Here is a 17,241-nt window from a genome sequence, read left to right on the forward strand (position 1 = left end):
AGATGGCCACGCACGCCGTTAACGATCTTCAATGGTACGATGGGGTTCCGCGCTCCATCAAGCCCTACACCAGGTTCGGCATCATGCTGATCATCGTCTGTTTCGGTGGTTTCGGCACTTGGGCGGCTACAGCGCCGCTTGCCGCAGCGGTGATTGCACCTGGCACCTTCGTCGCCACTGGCAAGAACAAGATAGTGCAGCATCTCGAGGGCGGCATTATCAAGGACCTGCTGGTCCGCGAAGGCGACCGCGTCAAGGAGGGCGACGACCTGCTGACGCTCGATGAAACCGCACCGCGCGCCAATGCGCAGCAACTATACTTGCGTCAGGCCCGCCTTGAGGCAATTCTTGCCCGGCTGCACGCGATCGTACGCGGGGAAGACCGGTATCAGCCGCCGGCAATCATCCTCGATAATATCGCCAATCCCGAAATAAAGGCGGTCAATGACAGCCAGAGCGACAACTTCAATGCCGCTCACTCCAAATATGCCAATGAATACCAGATGATGCAGCGTAACATCTCGGCGCTCGAATTTCGCCGCATTGGCCGTAACGCGCAGATTATCTCCACCAAAAAACAGCTGGCCCTCTTGAAGGACGAGTACGTAGCAAAGGATTCTCTCTTCCGTCAGGGACTGATGGCTCGCTCTGAAGTGAATGTGCTGGAGCGCGCCATTGCCGATGGCGAGGGCACGATCGCCCGGCTCGACGCCGAGATCGAGGAAGTCAACGCGCAGATCGAGAAGCTCCAGAAGGAAATGATCCAGACAAAGGATACTGAAAAGCAGGCAGCCCTTGACGAGATACAAAGCGCCGAAGCCGAACTCGACACTGTACGCGAGCAATCGCGCCAGGCAGAAAACATCCTCGAACGCACCGTCGTAAAGGCGCCGGTCGCCGGCACGATCATACGGCTCTACTATCACACGCCGGGCGGCGTTATCGAGACCGGCAAGCCGATCATCGAGATCCTGCCAGCCGGCGTGCCGCTTATCATCGAGGCGCAAATACCGCGCATGCAGATCGATGAGGTCAAGGAAGGGCAGGTCGCGCATGTACGCCTCAGCGCGCTCAATCAGCGTACCACGCCGATCATCAACGGGCGGGTCGACTATGTATCGGCCGACTCGATGACCGACACCAACCAGCACCAGGAAGTCTATCTCGCCCGCGTCAGCATTCCGGCGGACGAACTTGCGCGGGTGCACGGATTCACGCCAACGCCCGGCATGCCGGCGGATATTTTGATCCAGACGCATGAGCGCACATTCTTTGAATATCTGGCCAAGCCCGTGATCGACAGCATGTCTCGCGCCTTCAGGGAGTATTGAGAAGCGGCCGCCAACAGATTGCCTCCGCGCAGGATTTGGCTCAAATATCAAGCGTGCTGACGTTTGAGTCCATTGCAACGCGGGGAGGGGCAAGATGAACTGGCGCAGGCTTCACAAAGCGCTCGCTGGTATCCCCGCGCGCTATCACCTGTTTGCCTGGATTGCGCTGGCGCTGATCGTCATCGTAACAGTTGGGCCGATCGGCCTGCGTCCGATCACGCCGTTTGGGCCGGATGTGGAGCGGTTCGCCGCCTTTGTTGTGGTTGGGGGGCTGTTCAGCCTGACCTATCCCACGCGACGGGTTGCAAACACAGTCTTGATCGTACTCGCATGCGGATTGCTCGAATACGCGCAGCACTTCATCCCGGGTCGGCATCCGGACTTCGGGAATTTCCTGGTCAAGAGCGCCGGGGCAGTGGTCGGTATGTTGGCGGGAACGCTCATTCGCTAGCCAAAAATGCACATGGCGCTCGCGACTACACGGTCACGAACGCCATATATCAATTGTGCGGCAATTAAAGTGCGGCCTGCCAGGCAACGCGGCGGATGTCAGCGCGGGCAATACCAAGATCGGCGAGATTGCGATCGGTGCAGCGGCTGAGTTCATGAAGGTTCTGGCGGTACTGGCGATACTGAAGAATACGGTTGCGAAGGCTCATTTTTTATACCCCTTTGATTTCATTGGCCTCCCTGAAAGGAATATGCGTTGCTTCGGCGGGCAAGAAAATTGCCAATGTTGCAGAGCAGCATTGATGATGCTGCATAGCAGCAACCGAATGTTTGCGCGGTGCTCTTCCAAAGTTGGATCCCCAGCAGCTATATCTCGGTGCAAACAACTGCAGCGGGTAGAGATGCAAACGGTACCATCAGCACGCGAACGGCTCGAACTGGCGCTCGCCAAACTCGATGCCAGACGGGACGACGAGCGTGTCTTCGTCAAGGTCTATGCTGACGCGGCGCGCAACGCCGCCGAGGCCGCGGACAGACGTGCCGCTGAAGGCGGCTCCCTCGGTCCGCTTGACGGGCGCATCGTCTCGATCAAGGACCTTCTCGATGTCGCCGGCGAGCCGACACTGTCGGGATCCGTCATCCGACGAACCGCTGCAGCCCCCGCAGCCGACGCATTGGTGGTGGAAAGATTGCGCAAGGCCGGTGCCGTGATCATCGGCAAGACGCTCATGACAGAGTTTGCCTTTACAGCGGTCGGCCTTAATCCGCACTATCCTGTCGCAGGAAATGCAGGTGATCCTGACCGGGTCGCGGGCGGTTCTTCGATAGGCGCCGGTATTTCAGTTGCCGAAGGCACGAGCGAAATCGCCATCGGTTCCGATACTGGCGGTTCTATCCGCATTCCCGCGGCGTTGAATGGCGTCGTCGGCTTCAAGCCTACGGCAAGGCGCATCCCGCTTCAGGGCGCCTTTCCGCTGTCTCCCAGCCTTGATTCTCTCGGTCCACTGGCGCGCTCCGTCGCGGATTGCGCGCTGGTGGATGCCGTCATGGCCGATGAATTGCCGGCTGTGCCCATGCCCATCGCGCTGAAGGGCCTGCGAATCGGTGTGCCGCGCGGCCAACTCTTCGACCTGACCGAACCATCGATCGCTACGGCATTCGAGACTAGCCTAAGCACCTTCGAGGCCGCCGGTGCCATCCTTGCAGATTGCTCGATTGACGATCTCATCGATTCGATGGCTGTCGCAACCTCCGTCGGCTCGATCGCCGGCATTGAGGGAAGCAGGGTCCACGCCGACTGGCTGCATGATGAGGGCCTCGATGTCGATCAACGTGTTCGTCGTCCTCTGCTTCGCCGCCTTGCTGTCCCCGAGAGTGAATACATCGCGTTGATGCAGCGCCGGCGTGCGCTTGTAGAGGCGATGGATCGGCGGATCAGCGCCTTTGATCTTATTGCGGTGCCGACCTGTCCGATCGTTGCACCGCTGATCGAGGAAGTCGCCGCCAACGAGCAGCGGTACCGGGAGATCGAAGGATTGCTTCTGCGCAACACGCAGGTTGCCAACCAGTTCGACCTGACGGCGATCAGCCTGCCGATGCCCGGCATGGCCTTGCCGGGCGGATTGATGCTGATTGGGCGTCACGGCGCGGACCGTCGACTGCTTGCTATGGCTCTCTCTGTTGAACAGCTTCTTTCGAAAGCGATGTAGTCCTTGCTTCGCCTGATGCTATTTTGCCTCAAGGCGGAAATAGCGCTCGCAATTTCCGGCAATCTGTTCAGGATGCGCAGCCGGACATTACGACGTCCAGCCCGTGCATTATTCTAGAGGGGTTCCGGTCTTGATCCGCCATTGTGTTTTTCTCCGCTTTCGTGATGAGGTCACCGCGCAGGAGCGCCAATCGATCTATCGCGATCTGCGAAAACTTTGCGACAATCTCCCCGGTGCGCTGGCAATGGCGTATGGCGGCAATGTCAGCCCGGAGGCAGGCATGGACAAGGGCTATTCCGAGGGGTTTATTCTCGATTTTGCCGATGCTTCGGCGCGTGACGCCTATCTCGTCCATCCCGAACACCAGGCCATAGCAGGGCGCATCGTTGCCGCCACGGCAGACGGTGTTGCGGGCGTTTTGGTTTTTGATCTGGAAGTGTGAAAATGGGTGAGGACAAGGAATTCTTCGTAAAACTGTTTCGGGCCGCAGTTGATGCCGCTGATCCTGAGCGGACGATTGCTGCACACTTGCCGCCTAAGCCGAAGGGCAGGACCATTGTCATCGGCGCTGGCAAGGGCTCGGCGCAGATGGCGAGCGCCTTCGAGAAGGTCTGGGACGGTCCGCTCGAAGGTGTCGTGGTCACCCGCTACGGCTTTGGCGCGCCCTGCAAACATATCGAAATCATCGAAGCATCGCATCCGGTTCCCGATGCTGCTGGGCTGGTCGCGTCCAAGCGCCTGCTTGAAACAGTGTCGGACCTGTCGGCCGACGATCTGGTGGTGGCTCTTATTTCAGGCGGCGGGTCGGCACTTCTCCCTTCGCCTCCCGATGGCATGACGCTTGACGACGAGATTGCCGTCAACAAGATGCTGCTTGCCTCGGGCGCGCCTATTTCGGCGATGAATGCGGTGCGCAAGCATCTTTCGACGATCAAGGGCGGGCGGCTCGCCGCAGCGGCACATCCGGCCCGCGTCTACTCACTGATCGTGTCGGACATTCCCGGCGATAACCCGGCATTCGTGGCCTCCGGCCCCACCGTCACCGACGAGACCACACGCGAAGACGCGTTGCGCATTGTCGAACGCTACAATCTCGATTTGCCCAAGGCCGCGCTCGCTCATCTCAACTCGGCCAAAGCCGATGCGCCCAAGCCCTCGGACAGCGTCTTTACGGAGCATGAACACCATGTGATTGCATCTGCTGCGGTCTCGCTCGAAGCAGCTGCCAAGGTGGCGCGCGACATGGATATACAGGCTGCGATCCTTTCGGATGCAATCGAAGGCGAAGCGCGCGAGGTTGCCCACGTCCACGCAGCGATGGCCAGGCAGGTTCTGGCGAAGGATCAACCGTTCAAGAAGTCGGTCGTCATTCTTTCCGGCGGCGAGACGACCGTAACCGTTCGCGGCAAAGGCAAGGGCGGGCGCAACAGCGAATTCCTGCTGTCGCTCGCCATTGATATCGACGGTGTGGACGGTATCAGCGCCTTTGCGGCCGATACGGACGGCATCGACGGTTCCGAGGACAATGCCGGAGCATTTGCCGACAGCACGACAGTGGCGCGGCTCCTTGCCAAGGGACACGATGCGTCGGCACGCCTCAACAGCAACGATGCCTGGACTGCATTCGCAGCGATCGACGACCTTTTTGTGCCGGGCCCGACCGGGACGAATGTCAACGACTTGCGCGCCATTCTCATTCGCTGATGCCTTGACGCGGTATCGCCACGATTGAATGGTCAACGGGGTAGCGATTCTCCAGCGCCCCCTTTGGCGCCATCACGCAAAGGAATATCGAATGCGAGCAGCACTGTCCGTCATCGCCCTTGGCCTCCTCGTCGTTGCGGGCTGCACCACTGGAATGAAGGGCGGCAGCACGGCCGCATCAGGGCCGTCGCCGGCCAAGGATACCTACTACGTGCCGCCGCCGAAATCATTGACCACACGCGCATCGCCGTCGAAGGAACCGAGCGTAGCCGATGCGGCAAAGCCGGCGAAGCCCGCCGCGCCTCAATAGTTTTATCGAATTCGACCGTGCTTAGTGCAGCCGCCTGGCGATTTCGCGAGGCGGCTTTCTTCATGCCGGATGATCGACGTCAGGGCCTGAAACGACAAAACCCACCGCGGGAGGAGGTGCGGTGGGTTTCGTTGGGTATGGAAGGCCTTCTGGGAGGAGAGAGGCCATCCGTTTCGACAGAGCCGGGAGGAGGTGACGCTGCCGAAAATTCCTGATTTGAGAATAACTCAACTGATCTGATTTAATATGCACAATATTGCATAGCAGCATTGCATTTGGTGCATTGCAGCAATTTGCGTGCAGTCGTCACGCCTCTATCACGGAGCGTTGACTATATAATTGGAACGGAACCAGTCCCCAATCCGTTAACAACCTATGAATGAGGCGAGTAGCAATTCTGCGAGCGCCGTTTGAACTTGGTTGGAAGGGGCAGGGCAATGCAATTCTCTAAATCATGTATCCCCGTACTCGCAGCAGGGCTGATGATATCAGTTGCCGCGGGCTATGCACCTGTTCAGGCTTTCAGCATCAAGAGCGAAGTGCAGTCTTCAATACCAAAAGGCGGCGAGGGCGACGAAGTCAACAACCCGCAGCTTGAACGTGCGGCCTATCTTGAGGCGCGCGCATACATTTGCGGGACCAGCGAGGCCAGCGAAACTGCGATGCGCAAGGGCATGAAAGAGACTGGCCTTCCGGAGGACATCGCGGTCGAGATCGTCTCGGACCTAGCATCGGGAATTATCGATCAGGCCGTAAAGACGAAATCACAGAAAATCTGCGGCAAGGCCGAAGTTCAACTCTCACATTTTTGATAAGTCCTTAATTGCGGCTTGACGTAATAGGTCAGGCTTTTCAGTGGCTTGTGAAACGTCATGTAAAATTTTAATGAAAGTTTATATTACTATTACAAGTTGTCACAATGATTTGAGGATATATGGGGTCTTTTCAATACGAGCAAGTTGCGATTATTGTTTGTGCGAAGTCTTGTCGGAATCAACAAGCACAATTAACTATGACGGGGAAATTCCGCGGAAGTATCGTGGAACGTCTTGCACCCCGCGTTGCTCGCATGGCTAGTGCCGGCGGACCGATGTGATGGGGCAAGCCGGGATTCATTGGATGGATGGAACGGAATGACGAAGAGAGCCAATAAACTTGAAGAATTAAAAGAAGAACTCTCGAGACTCTGCGCCATGGCAGATGATGAAGGTTTTGAAATGATCGCTTATTTCATCGAGACCGCTATTCGCGAGGCCGATGAGCAGTTGTCGCAGGAGACGCGTGCCCTCAAGGGGCCGGAACTGCGTCTTCACTCCCGTTCGCTCTGAGACCGGCCATTGGGCTGCCGTGTTCGCCTCCAAATTCAAACAAGCTTCAATATTTGTGAATCATGAAACGGCGGGCGTGCATTGCGCCGCGTAGGCGCGCGCCTATATGAAGCCGATGACCCCAATATCCGTCCTCGACCTCTCACCGATCGCCGAAGGCAGCAATGCCGGGCAATCGCTTCGCAATTCACTCGATCTTGCCCAGAATGCCGAACGGCTCGGCTATAACCGCTTGTGGCTCGCCGAGCATCACAGCATGCGCGGCATTGCCAGCGCGGCGACTGCGGTCGTCATTGCTCATATTGCCGCTGGAACTTCGACCATCCGCGTGGGCGCTGGCGGCATCATGTTGCCCAATCATGCGCCGCTGATGGTAGCAGAGGCCTTCGGCACGCTCGCTTCGCTGCATCCGGGTCGCATTGATCTCGGCGTCGGGCGCGCGCCCGGAACCGATCAGATCACGGCGCAGGCGCTGCGCCGCAATCTCAATCAGGACGTCAACGGTTTTCCGCAGGATGTGGTCGAGTTGATGGGCTATCTGCGCGACCCGGAACCCGGCCAGCGGGTCATCGCGGTACCGGGTGCCGGCACGAACGTGCCGGTCTGGATATTGGGCTCCAGCCTCTTCGGCGCGCAGCTTGCTGCGGCGCTCGGACTTCCATACGCCTTCGCGTCGCATTTTGCGCCAGCGGAAATGGAGCGGGCGATCGAAATCTACCGTGCCCGCTTCGAGCCTTCGGGACATATCGATCAGCCCTACGTGATGCTCGGCCTCAATGTCTTTGCGGCCGAAACAGATGCGGAGGCAAAACTCCTGCAGAGTTCGCAGCAACAGGCCTTCGTAAACTTGCGCACAGGCAGGCCCGGCCCGCTGCCGCCGCCGGTCGAAAACTACGAGGAAACACTCGACCTGCACTCCAAGGCCATTCTTCGCCTGGCATTGTCATGCAGCGTCGTTGGCTCGCGCGCGACGGTCAAGGCCGGTGTAGAGGAATTCATTCAACGCACCGGCGCCGATGAAGTCATGGTCACTGGACAGATTTTCGATCACAAGGCGCGAATCAGGTCCTATGAGATCCTGGCCGAAGCGATGATCGGACCCAGCGATGCGCTAAGCCGCCTGGCGTAGGCCGCCGGCTGCCTCGATGAAGGCAATGACGGCATCGAGCCCGTCGCGGCGCAGCATATCCGTAAAGACATAGGGCTTGCCGCCGCGCTGGGTCTTCGTGTCTGCATCCATCACCTCGAGATCAGCTCCAACATAGGGCGCAAGGTCCTTCTTGTTGATGATCAGGAGATCGGATCGCGTGATGCCGGGGCCACCCTTGCGCGGGATCTTCTCGCCCTGGCACACCGAGATCACATAGAGGGTGAGGTCAGCAAGATCGGGCGAGAACGTCGCCGCCAGATTGTCGCCGCCCGATTCGATGAAGATGATGTCGAGATCGGGATGCCGCTTGTTCATCTCGGCAATGGCCTGCAAATTGATTGTCGCGTCCTCGCGGATGGCCGTATGGGGACAACCGCCGGTCTCGACGCCCACGATGCGGTCCTCCGGCAGGGCCTGCAAGCGGTTGAGAATGAGCGCATCTTCCTTCGTATAGATATCGTTGGTGACGACCGCGACGGAATATCTGCCGCGCAACGCCTTGCACAGCATTTCCGTGACGGTGGTTTTGCCCGAGCCGACGGGTCCGCCAATGCCGACCCGCAATGGTCCATTCTGGGAAATCATGAGCGAAAGACCCTCGAATATTGTGTTTCATGTTGCATGGCGGCGATTTCCGACATGATCGCGGCCGAGCCAAGATCATCAAGGCTGGACCGTGCTGCGGCACTTGCCACGCCAAGGATCGCCGGTTCAAGCGAAGCCATCAGGGCCACGCCCTGGCTTTGCCCGAGGGGTACCAGCCTGACCGCGCCCTGGATCAGGTTGGACAGGACGGCATGGAGATAGGCGGCAAGCGCCGGTTCGAGTTCTACACCGTTTGCGGCTGCGACTTTTGCGACAGCTACGGGGTAGGGTATATCGTCTGCGGATCGCACGTCCATCCAATGGCTTGCCGCCTGGATGAAAGCGCTGCCTTGCAGCGTCGTTTCCATGTATCGCTCAGCCGAGCCCGCCATCGCCGCGCCAAGCGCGGCGATATCCTCACCGGCATCAGGTTCACGCCACGCCGCAGCAAAAAGGACGGCATCATTCCATACAGAGCCCTGGTGGAGGAGGTCGCGCAGCCAGTCTTCAAGCGTCGCCCTGTCGCGAATTATGCCGTCATGGATCACCCGCTCGATGCCATGGCTGTACGAAAACGCCCCGACGGGGAAGGCCGGCGACAGCCAGGTCATGAGGCGGATGAGGTGAGGGGTGTTCACGACATAGGCCTCACGTAAGCGACGGCCTCAATTATGCTCATGCTCATGCTCATGCTCATGCTCATCCTCGTGCTCATGGCCGTGCCCGTGATGATGGTGCCCGTGCCCGCCATGGTACGCCCCGCGCAGCGGTTGAAAGGGGGCGACAATCTCATTGACCCTTGCCCCCAGCCCCTCGAGCATGGCCTTGATGACATGGTCGCGCAGGATCACGATCCGCTGTTCTTCCAACTGCGCCGGCAGGTGACGGTTGCCGAGGTGCCAGGCAAGCTCCGAAAGATGTTGGCGATCGCGCGGCAAGACCTCGTAAAGCTGCTCGTCGGCGGCGATGATTTCGGCCATGCGCCCGTCTTCGAGCACAAGGACGTCGCCATGGGCAAAGGCGATCGCCTCGGGCAGGTCAACGAGAATTTGTTCGCCGTTGCGCAAGGTCAGAACCTTACGCCGCAAATGCCGCTCATCATGGGCAAGGACGACGCTGTCGAACGGTGCGCCATGATAGTGCCCGGCGTGGTCGTGATCGGTCACCCGTTTCATTGCAAATGGTCTTCCTCATTGAAATCGTCGTTCATGCACAAGAAGAAGTCGAGCGGCGGCGCATTGCCGGTCAACTGGCTGAGCAGGGTGTGTACTTGCCCGCGATGGTGTGTCTGGTGATTGAAGTTCTGCGTCAGGCAGCGATCGAGCGTCGATGCATAGGGCGCACCCTCCATCGTCGTCCAGCGGAACACGCCGGTGACGCGATCCTCGCCGAGGTCACCGATGACATCGATGATGTGATTGTCAAATGCGTCGCGGGTGGCCCGCAAATCCGCGAGGTTGTCATGAAGGATGACGTCGAGGCTCGGCGGAATGTAGGGATCGCCCGTAATCCGCCCGAACCACAATTTGTCGATGGCGAGAATATGATTCAGCGTGCCGTGCACGGACCGGAAGAACGCCCGCCGGTCGGCATAATAGTCCTCGCTGTCGAGCGCCGCGGCAGCGTCATATATGCGGGTATTGGCCCATTTATTATAGTAGGCCAGCCGCTTGAAGTGCTCTTTCATCAATTTACCATCCATCAGAACAAGAAATAGCGCTGCGCCATCGGCAGTATAGTGGCCGGCTCGCAGGTCAGCAATTCGCCGTCGGCCCGCACCTCATAGGTCTCGGGGTCGACCTCGACATGAGGCGTCGCGTCATTATGGATCATCGAAGCCTTTGAAATGCCGCCACGGGTGTTCTCGACGGCGATGAACTGCTTGTCGACGCCAAGCGACTGCCGCAGGCCGGCTTCCTCAGCCGCCTTGCTGACGAATGTCACCGACGAATTGCTGACATTGCGGCCAAAGGCGCCGAACATGTAGCGGTAGTGCACCGGCTGCGGTGTTGGGATCGAGGCATTGGGATCGCCCATGGGCGCGGCGGCAATCGAGCCGCCAAGCAACACAAGATCGGGTTTGACGCCGAAGAAGGCCGGGTTCCACAACACAAGATCGGCCCGCTTGCCGGTTTCGATCGAACCGACATGCCGCGAGATGCCTTGCGCGATGGCAGGATTGATCGTGTATTTCGCTATATAGCGCTTCACCCTGAAATTGTCGTTGTCGCCGGTCTCCTGCGGCAGGCTTCCGCGCTGCCGCTTCATCTTGTCGGCCGTCTGCCAGGTGCGGATCAGCACTTCGCCGACACGGCCCATCGCCTGGCTGTCGGACGAGATGATCGAGAAAGCTCCGATATCGTGGAGTATGTCTTCAGCCGCGATCGTCTCCTTGCGGATGCGGCTCTCGGCAAAGGCAACGTCCTCCGGGATCGACGAAGAGAGATGATGACAGACCATGAGCATGTCGAGATGCTCGGCGATCGTGTTCTTCGTATAGGGCCGGGTCGGATTGGTCGATGAAGGAATGACATTCGCCAGTCCGCAGATCTTGATGATGTCGGGCGCGTGGCCGCCCCCGGCGCCTTCCGTGTGAAATGCATGGATGGTGCGCCCCTTGAAGGCGTTGACCGTATCCTCGACGAAGCCGCTTTCATTGAGCGTATCGGTGTGGATCATCACCTGTACGTCGTATTCATCGGCAACAGTGAGGCAATTATCGATGGCTGCAGGGGTCGTTCCCCAATCCTCGTGCAGTTTCAGCGAGCAGGCGCCGCCGAGGATCATTTCCACAAGCGCCTTCGGCCGCGAGGCGTTGCCCTTGCCGGAAAGGCCGATATTCATCGGAATATTGTCAAAGGACTGGATCATTCGTGCCAAATGCCAAGGCCCGGGCGTGCAGGTGGTGGCCAAGGTTCCATGGGCCGGGCCGGTGCCGCCTCCGAACATCGTGGTCACGCCCGACATCAGCGCTTCCTCGATCTGCTGCGGACAGATGAAATGTATATGTGCGTCCATGCCCCCAGCGGTCAGGATCTTGCCTTCGCCTGCGATGATTTCCGTGCCCGGCCCGATGATGATCGAAACGCCGGCCTGCGTGTCGGGATTGCCGGCCTTGCCGATGGAGGCGATCAAACCGTCTTTCAGGCCGACATCGGCCTTGTAGATGCCGGTATGATCGACGATCAAGGCATTGGTAATGACCGTATCGACAGCGCCGTCCGCCCGTGCGATCTGGCTCTGCCCCATGCCGTCGCGAATGACCTTGCCGCCGCCGAATTTCACTTCTTCGCCATAGACCGTGAAGTCCTTCTCGACTTCGATAAAGAGTTCGGTATCGGCAAGGCGCACACGGTCGCCGGTCGTCGGGCCGAACATGCGGGCATAGGCGGGACGGCTGATTTTAGCGGGCATGAACATTCCCTCTTGCATGAGTAGGCTGCGGTATTGCCGGTTCAGTGCGACACATTCTCGCCGTGTTATTGCCCCGACAAGACCCGATTGCTGACCGCTTCAGATCGAATTCCGCATGTGAACTGCGCCCGTCATCAGTAGATGATCGTTCGCCAATCGCATGAAAGGAAAAACGATGCGAAAGATGATAGTCCTGACGCTGTGTGCGGCATTCCCGCTGGCGACATCCGTTGCCTACGCGCAGTCCGCCGCTCCGCAGGCCCCGTCGGCTGAACAGCCGGCAGGCAAGACCGAGGCGCCAGCAAAAGCCGGAGCGACGCCGATCACCACCATCAACATTGTCGATATCAACGAACTGCCCGAAGGGACGAAGAGCCAGGTCAACGAGGCTATCGCCAAGCGCAGCGATACGGACGTACAGAAGCTCCGGACCTCGATTGACAAGTCGCCCCAGGTTTCGGCCGCCCTCAAGGAAAAGGGCCTGACGTCCGCTGCCGTTGTCATCGCAAGTCTTGATTCCAAGGGTCTGCTGACGCTGGTCACCAAGAAGCCGAGCTGACCGCCCGCTTCTGCCCGGCAATTCGGTAGGCGCGTTGCGATCGGAGATCTTCCGGTCGCTTTTCGGCATGAAAGATTCAAGCGGTATTCTCAAAGCTTGCCCATGATCTTTTGCTGGAATCCATAGACGGTCCGGTTCCCGCCGAGCTGCACCAGCGTGACGTCGCGCTCCTGTCCGGGCTCGAAGCGGACTGCGGTGCCGGCGGCAATATCGAGGCGCATGCCGCGGGCTTTTCCGCGCTCGAAGTCGAGGGCGGAATTGGTCTCGAAGAAATGGTAATGCGAACCGACCTGAACCGGCCGGTCGCCCCTGTTGGCGACCTTCAAGGTCACCGTGATCGCGCCGGCGTTGAGTTCGATGTCGCCCTTGGCCGGGATGATTTCTCCTGGGATCATCGTCTGCTCCTAGCGGATCGGTTCATGTACGGTGACAAGCTTCGTACCGTCCGGGAACGTTGCCTCGACCTGGATGTCGTGGATCATCTCGGCAATGCCCTCCATGACCTGCTCACGCGTAATGACATGAGCGCCCGCTTCCATGAGATCGGCGACGGAGCGTCCGTCACGGGCGCCCTCGACAACGAAATCGCTGATCAGGGCAATGGCTTCGGGGTGATTGAGCTTGACGCCGCGCTCGAGCCGCCGGCGCGCGACCATTGCCGCCATGGAAATGAGAAGCTTGTCTTTTTCCCGTGGAGTGAGGTTCATCGTTTCCCCTAGAAATTGTACTTACATTCGCGTCTAGATTGCCCAGACTATAGGCACGCCTGCCTCTTCGTTCAGCAGTTCGATCAAAGGAACCAGCCGCTTTCGCAGGTTATAGGCATCGCCGTCGATCAGTCTCGCAAGAAGCTTGCCAGACCAGAAGGAGGCACCGCCTTTCGCGCCAATTATTTTCCGCGCTGCATCGAGATGGCGCTCCGCATCGGCGCCAAGCAGCAATACCGTTGCGATGGCTCGAGCACCGCCGAGCAGCGCTGGTTGGCGGAGCATTGAACCGGCATCGGGACCAAGACGAAAATCCTCGGCATGGACGAGCCTGTTGTCGCGCCAGATGCGCCAGCGATCGTGGAACGTTGCGGTCTCAATGTTTTCGCCCATTGCCTTGCGCCCGAAAATGATCGGCTCGATGATCAGTGCGCGGCTTGCCCCGGCAAGACTGATATTCAGGCTGCGGCGCAACGCCGATTTCTCGAAGACAATGGTTTCCTGCGGCAGCCACGCCAGCGAAGCCTGTTCGCCGACGTGAAGCTTCGTTTCGACTTCGGCGGTATCGGCGGACGCGCGATAAATGCGCTCGCAAGCCTGCGTCGTGATTTGCGCCCTGCAGTTCTCCGCGACATCGAACTCCCAGCGCATCCTGTCGCCGCCGGTCAGGCCGCCGGACGTGTTGATCATCACCGCCTCAAGACCGTGGTCGTCGCGCTCGGGCAGGCGAATCTTGGCACAACCCTCCTGATAGAGCGAGGCGATGCGGGTTCGGCCATTCACATGTTTGACGGAAAGCCGCGCGGCGCCGTAAGCGCGTTGCGGCGTGGCCGCGACAATATCAGGGGACGAATGAACGTTCATGCACGCAGGCTAGAGCAAGCCTTGCAGGGGTGAAAGCTCAAACTTTGCCAAGTTCAATGGCGCGCTGGTGCGCCGCATCGACAGCCTCGGTAACAAGCTTTTGCATTCGGTTCTCCCCCATTAGCACGTTAAGCGCTGCCGCGGTTGTGCCGTTCGGGCTTGTCACCTGTTCGCGTAGCGTCGTTGGTGTGTCCTTGCTCGAAGCGGCAAGCGCACCCGCGCCATAGACGGTCTGCATCGCCAATAGTTCTGCGGTGCTGCGTTCGATCCCTGCGGCGACTGCTGCCTCGGTCAGGCATTCGATGAAATGAAACACGTAGGCCGGGCCCGAACCTGACACCGCGGTCACCGCGTCGATCAGGCTCTCGTCGGCGACCGAAGCGACAGCGCCGCTCGTCTTGAACAGTGTATTGACGAAACGCGCATCCTCGTCTTCCACATTGCTGTTGCGGTAGGTGACGATCATGCCTTTTCCGATCGCCGCTGGCGTGTTCGGAATCGTGCGAATAATGGCGGCGTCCTTGCCGAGGTTCTGTTCAAAGAATGCGACGGTGATGCCGGCAGCGACGCTGACAAATGTCGCCGTCCTGGCGAAACGCTCATAGGCTGGAAGCACGTCGCCCATGACCTGCGGTTTGACCGCGACGAGGATGACGCGCGGTGCAAGGTCGGCAGGCAGGCGGCTGGCATTGGCAACGGCTTCCACCCCCAACCCTGCCGCCCGTTCCCTTAACGCGTCGGTCGGTTCCACGACATGCACCTGGCCCGGCTTCAGCACGCCGGCATCGAGCCAGCCCTTGAGCATGGCAAAACCCATATTGCCGCACCCGACCAAAACCACATTCTCAGCCATTATCTTTCTCCCTGATTTTGGCGCACTTTGATCCGCTCCGGTGCTTCGGGTCAACCGCCGATCGCCACTGACCTGTGCAGGTTCCGATTAACCATTTATTTTTGACGTGACTTTAGATTGAATTAACCTTCGTCTATGAACGAAAGACACAGGTTACGGCAGTGCTGGAGTTGGGTTGCAGATGAGTAATCGCGAGAACGAGACGAAGAAGCGGCCACGGTCGCTGCTCTCGTTTGCGGGCCAGCCGGAGGAGCCCGCTGGAGAGTCCGGGCCATCGTTTCGTCACGAAAGCGAGCTCGAACGCTATCATCGGATGCGCGCTTTGCGTCTGGCCGCAGCGAGCGACGATCTGCAGCGATCGTGGCCGGAAACGGCCCGCAGTCTCACCCCGGAGGAAGCCGAACAGGAGGCAGTTGATCGCTTGCGCGCCGAGATGGCCGCGATCAAGGCCGAACTCAACCGGCGTGGCGACGAAGAACCGCGCAGCGTCGTGCCAGGCGATGGCGACGCTCAGCCTGTGCCGGTAGAGGATCTGGCGGAAACCACTCAACCTTCGCAACCGATCGGCGGCGCAGCCGAAGGTCCGGCTTTGCCGGAAGATGTCGCCCCCGTTACTGAATTGCCTGCGAATACAGACGCCGCCCCCGAAGAGCAAGCGCATGGCATCCGGCCGCTGCGGTGGCTTATCGTTGCCGTGGTCATCATCGGAACGCTATTCAGTGTCGATAAGGGCATTATCCTGCCGGTAGGCGTCGCCTTGGGTATTGCCTTGATAATCGGAATGATCGAGGCATCCCAGGTCCGGAGGCGCAAGGCTTCCGCATTATCGGAAAGGCCGGTGGAGCCGACCTCGCTCGTCGCGGAAACGGCCCCCGTTCCGGCCTCGGATATTGCACCCTCGAGGCTCGATACTGCGATCAAGCAGGTGAAGGACCGGAAGACGCCCTAGTGCAGTCTCGGAGTGGGACCCTGTCCCTTGTCGTCAATGACATAGCCGCGATAGAACCGGTCCAGCGTAAATGGCGCGGAAAGCGGGTGCGGCTCATCCTTGGCGATGGTCCAGGCGAAGCATTTTCCCGAAATCGGCGTCGCCTTGAACCCGCCATAGCACCAGCCGGTGTTCAGATACATGCCGGGCAGCGGCCCCGTGGTGATGATGGGGGAGCCGTCCATCGTCATGTCCATGATGCCGCCCCAGGAGCGAAGCAGCTTGACGCGTGCCAGTGCCGGGATGACGGCGACGAATTCGCTCATTACATCTTCGACGACCGGAAGGTTGCCACGCTGCGCATAGGAATTATAGCCGTCGATATCGCCGCCGAACACAAGCCCGCCCTTGTCCGACTGGCTGAAATAGAGATGTCCGCCGCCGAAGGTCGCGACCGTGTCGACGACGGGCTTCAGCGCCTCCGAGACAAAGGCCTGTAGCACATGCGATTCAAGCGGGAGGCGGTCGACGCCGGCGCGGCGCATGAGTTCGCTGGTATGACCGGCCACCGCGCAGCCGACCTTCTTGGCCTTGATCGGACCGCGCGTCGTCATGACGCCTGTAATGGTATCGCCGTCCTTGAGAAAGCTTGTGACTTCGCAGTTCTCGATGATATCGACGCCAAGCTGGTCGGCAGCGCGGGCATAGCCCCAGACGACTGCGTCATGGCGCGCAGTTCCGGCGCTGCGCTGCATGAGCCCGCCGAGAATCGGAAAACGCGCATTGTTGCTGATGTCGAGGCCGGGGATCAGTTTCTTGATTTGCTGCGGGTTCATCAACTCGCAATCGATGCCATTGAGACGCATCTGGTTGCCGCGACGGGCGTAAACGTCGAGCTGCGGCAGCGTATGGGCGAGGTTGATGACGCCGCGCTGGGAAAACATCACATTGTAGTTGAGGTCCTGGGATAGCGTTTCCCAGAGCTTCATCGATGCTTCGTAGAAGTGCTGGTTTTCGGTGAGGAGATAGTTCGAGCGGATCGCGGTCGTGTTGCGGCCGATATTGCCGGAGCCGAGCCAGCCCTTTTCGACGACCGCAATATTGCGAATCCCATGCTCCTTGGCGAGATAATAGGCTGTCGCAAGACCATGGCCGCCGCCGATGATGACGACGTCGTAGGCCGGTTTCGGGTCGGGTTTGCGCCAGGCGGGCTTCCAGTCCTTATTGCCGTTGAGGGCGTTCTTGAGCAGGCTGAAAGCTGAATAGCGCATCGAAAATTCCGGATTCGGGAGAGATTCTGTGATCATGCATGGATTTGGCGTCCCCGCCAAGCAACGATTGGAAGCCTG

22 protein-coding genes are annotated in these 17,241 nt (G+C 59.4%); 11 read left to right on the forward strand and 11 right to left on the reverse strand.

Annotated features, from left to right (window positions below):
• Window positions 1-2: 2 nt before the first annotated feature.
• Window positions 3-1,331, forward strand: coding sequence for an HlyD family type I secretion periplasmic adaptor subunit (locus AC1DNI_RS04935; protein WP_477691035.1), 1,329 nt, complete (start codon window positions 3-5; stop codon window positions 1,329-1,331).
• 94 nt (window positions 1,332-1,425) lie between these two features.
• Entirely contained in the window at window positions 1,426-1,782 is a 357-nt protein-coding gene (locus AC1DNI_RS04940; protein WP_477691036.1) for a VanZ family protein, read from the forward strand.
• A gap of 64 nt (window positions 1,783-1,846) precedes the next feature.
• Here the strand turns inward: AC1DNI_RS04940 and AC1DNI_RS04945 are convergent, their stop codons facing one another.
• Entirely contained in the window at window positions 1,847-1,990 is a 144-nt protein-coding gene (locus tag AC1DNI_RS04945) for a DUF1127 domain-containing protein (RefSeq protein ID WP_081815759.1), read from the reverse strand.
• Window positions 1,991-2,182: 192 nt separating this feature from the next.
• Here AC1DNI_RS04945 and AC1DNI_RS04950 point away from each other — a divergent pair, with 192 nt between their 5' ends.
• The 7 genes from AC1DNI_RS04950 (at window position 2,183) to AC1DNI_RS04980 (ending at window position 7,961) form a co-directional block, all read left to right on the forward strand.
• Entirely contained in the window at window positions 2,183-3,490 is a 1,308-nt protein-coding gene (locus AC1DNI_RS04950) for an amidase (protein WP_477691037.1), read from the forward strand.
• 130 nt (window positions 3,491-3,620) lie between these two features.
• Window positions 3,621-3,932: a Dabb family protein gene (locus AC1DNI_RS04955; protein ID WP_477691038.1), complete on the forward strand. Its 312-nt coding sequence runs from the start codon at window positions 3,621-3,623 to the stop codon at window positions 3,930-3,932.
• 2 nt (window positions 3,933-3,934) lie between these two features.
• A complete protein-coding gene (locus AC1DNI_RS04960; RefSeq protein WP_477691039.1) occupies window positions 3,935-5,194 on the forward strand; it encodes a glycerate kinase type-2 family protein in 1,260 nt (419 codons plus the stop codon).
• A 91-nt stretch (window positions 5,195-5,285) separates the two neighbouring features.
• Window positions 5,286-5,504, forward strand: coding sequence for a hypothetical protein (locus tag AC1DNI_RS04965; RefSeq protein ID WP_091919731.1), 219 nt, complete (start codon window positions 5,286-5,288; stop codon window positions 5,502-5,504).
• 482 nt (window positions 5,505-5,986) lie between these two features.
• On the forward strand, window positions 5,987-6,316 hold the full coding sequence (locus tag AC1DNI_RS04970) for a hypothetical protein (protein ID WP_477691040.1): 330 nt from the start codon (window positions 5,987-5,989) through the stop codon (window positions 6,314-6,316).
• A 321-nt stretch (window positions 6,317-6,637) separates the two neighbouring features.
• Window positions 6,638-6,832 carry a hypothetical protein gene (locus AC1DNI_RS04975; RefSeq protein WP_477691041.1) on the forward strand — a complete coding sequence of 65 codons (195 nt, stop codon included), beginning with the start codon at window positions 6,638-6,640 and terminating at the stop codon, window positions 6,830-6,832.
• Between the two features lie 115 nt (window positions 6,833-6,947).
• Window positions 6,948-7,961 carry an LLM class flavin-dependent oxidoreductase gene (locus tag AC1DNI_RS04980; RefSeq protein ID WP_477691481.1) on the forward strand — a complete coding sequence of 338 codons (1,014 nt, stop codon included), beginning with the start codon at window positions 6,948-6,950 and terminating at the stop codon, window positions 7,959-7,961.
• Here the strand turns inward: AC1DNI_RS04980 and ureG are convergent.
• The 5 genes from ureG to ureC are packed head-to-tail and all read right to left on the reverse strand — an operon-like array spanning window position 7,944 to window position 11,981.
• On the reverse strand, window positions 7,944-8,567 hold the full coding sequence (gene ureG / locus AC1DNI_RS04985; protein ID WP_477691042.1) for an urease accessory protein UreG: 624 nt from the start codon (window positions 8,565-8,567) through the stop codon (window positions 7,944-7,946). The genes AC1DNI_RS04980 and ureG overlap by 18 nt on opposite strands.
• Window positions 8,564-9,178, reverse strand: a complete 615-nt coding sequence (locus AC1DNI_RS04990; RefSeq protein ID WP_477691482.1) for an urease accessory protein UreF — start codon at window positions 9,176-9,178, stop codon at window positions 8,564-8,566. Before AC1DNI_RS04990 ends, ureG begins: the two co-directional genes overlap by 4 nt.
• A gap of 54 nt (window positions 9,179-9,232) precedes the next feature.
• Window positions 9,233-9,742 carry an urease accessory protein UreE gene (locus AC1DNI_RS04995; RefSeq protein ID WP_477691043.1) on the reverse strand — a complete coding sequence of 170 codons (510 nt, stop codon included), beginning with the start codon at window positions 9,740-9,742 and terminating at the stop codon, window positions 9,233-9,235.
• On the reverse strand, window positions 9,739-10,254 hold the full coding sequence (locus AC1DNI_RS05000; protein WP_244532718.1) for a DinB family protein: 516 nt from the start codon (window positions 10,252-10,254) through the stop codon (window positions 9,739-9,741). The genes AC1DNI_RS04995 and AC1DNI_RS05000 overlap by 4 nt, the downstream gene beginning before the upstream one ends.
• Window positions 10,255-10,268: 14 nt before the next feature.
• Window positions 10,269-11,981, reverse strand: coding sequence for an urease subunit alpha (ureC, locus tag AC1DNI_RS05005; protein WP_477691044.1), 1,713 nt, complete (start codon window positions 11,979-11,981; stop codon window positions 10,269-10,271).
• Between the two features lie 175 nt (window positions 11,982-12,156).
• Here ureC and AC1DNI_RS05010 point away from each other — a divergent pair, with 175 nt between their 5' ends.
• A complete protein-coding gene (locus AC1DNI_RS05010; RefSeq protein ID WP_027230283.1) occupies window positions 12,157-12,540 on the forward strand; it encodes a hypothetical protein in 384 nt (127 codons plus the stop codon).
• Window positions 12,541-12,629: 89 nt separating this feature from the next.
• On the opposite strand, the gene AC1DNI_RS05015 is transcribed toward AC1DNI_RS05010, so the two are convergent.
• Genes AC1DNI_RS05015 through proC form a run of 4 tightly spaced genes read right to left on the reverse strand, consistent with a single transcriptional unit; the run spans window position 12,630 to window position 14,964 of the window.
• Complete coding sequence (locus AC1DNI_RS05015) at window positions 12,630-12,935, reverse strand: urease subunit beta (RefSeq protein ID WP_477691045.1); 306 nt, start codon at window positions 12,933-12,935, stop codon at window positions 12,630-12,632.
• A 9-nt stretch (window positions 12,936-12,944) separates the two neighbouring features.
• Complete coding sequence (locus AC1DNI_RS05020; protein ID WP_091950364.1) at window positions 12,945-13,247, reverse strand: urease subunit gamma; 303 nt, start codon at window positions 13,245-13,247, stop codon at window positions 12,945-12,947.
• 33 nt (window positions 13,248-13,280) lie between these two features.
• A complete protein-coding gene (locus AC1DNI_RS05025; protein WP_477691046.1) occupies window positions 13,281-14,111 on the reverse strand; it encodes an urease accessory protein UreD in 831 nt (276 codons plus the stop codon).
• Between the two features lie 37 nt (window positions 14,112-14,148).
• Entirely contained in the window at window positions 14,149-14,964 is an 816-nt protein-coding gene (gene proC / locus AC1DNI_RS05030; RefSeq protein WP_477691047.1) for a pyrroline-5-carboxylate reductase, read from the reverse strand.
• Window positions 14,965-15,145: 181 nt separating this feature from the next.
• Here proC and AC1DNI_RS05035 point away from each other — a divergent pair, with 181 nt between their 5' ends.
• Complete coding sequence (locus tag AC1DNI_RS05035; RefSeq protein WP_477691048.1) at window positions 15,146-15,913, forward strand: hypothetical protein; 768 nt, start codon at window positions 15,146-15,148, stop codon at window positions 15,911-15,913.
• Here the strand turns inward: AC1DNI_RS05035 and AC1DNI_RS05040 are convergent.
• Window positions 15,910-17,163: a sarcosine oxidase subunit beta family protein gene (locus tag AC1DNI_RS05040; protein ID WP_027230276.1), complete on the reverse strand. Its 1,254-nt coding sequence runs from the start codon at window positions 17,161-17,163 to the stop codon at window positions 15,910-15,912. The genes AC1DNI_RS05035 and AC1DNI_RS05040 overlap by 4 nt on opposite strands.
• Window positions 17,164-17,241: the final 78 nt, after the last annotated feature.

Source organism: Phyllobacterium sp. 01N428 (assembly GCF_056399405.1).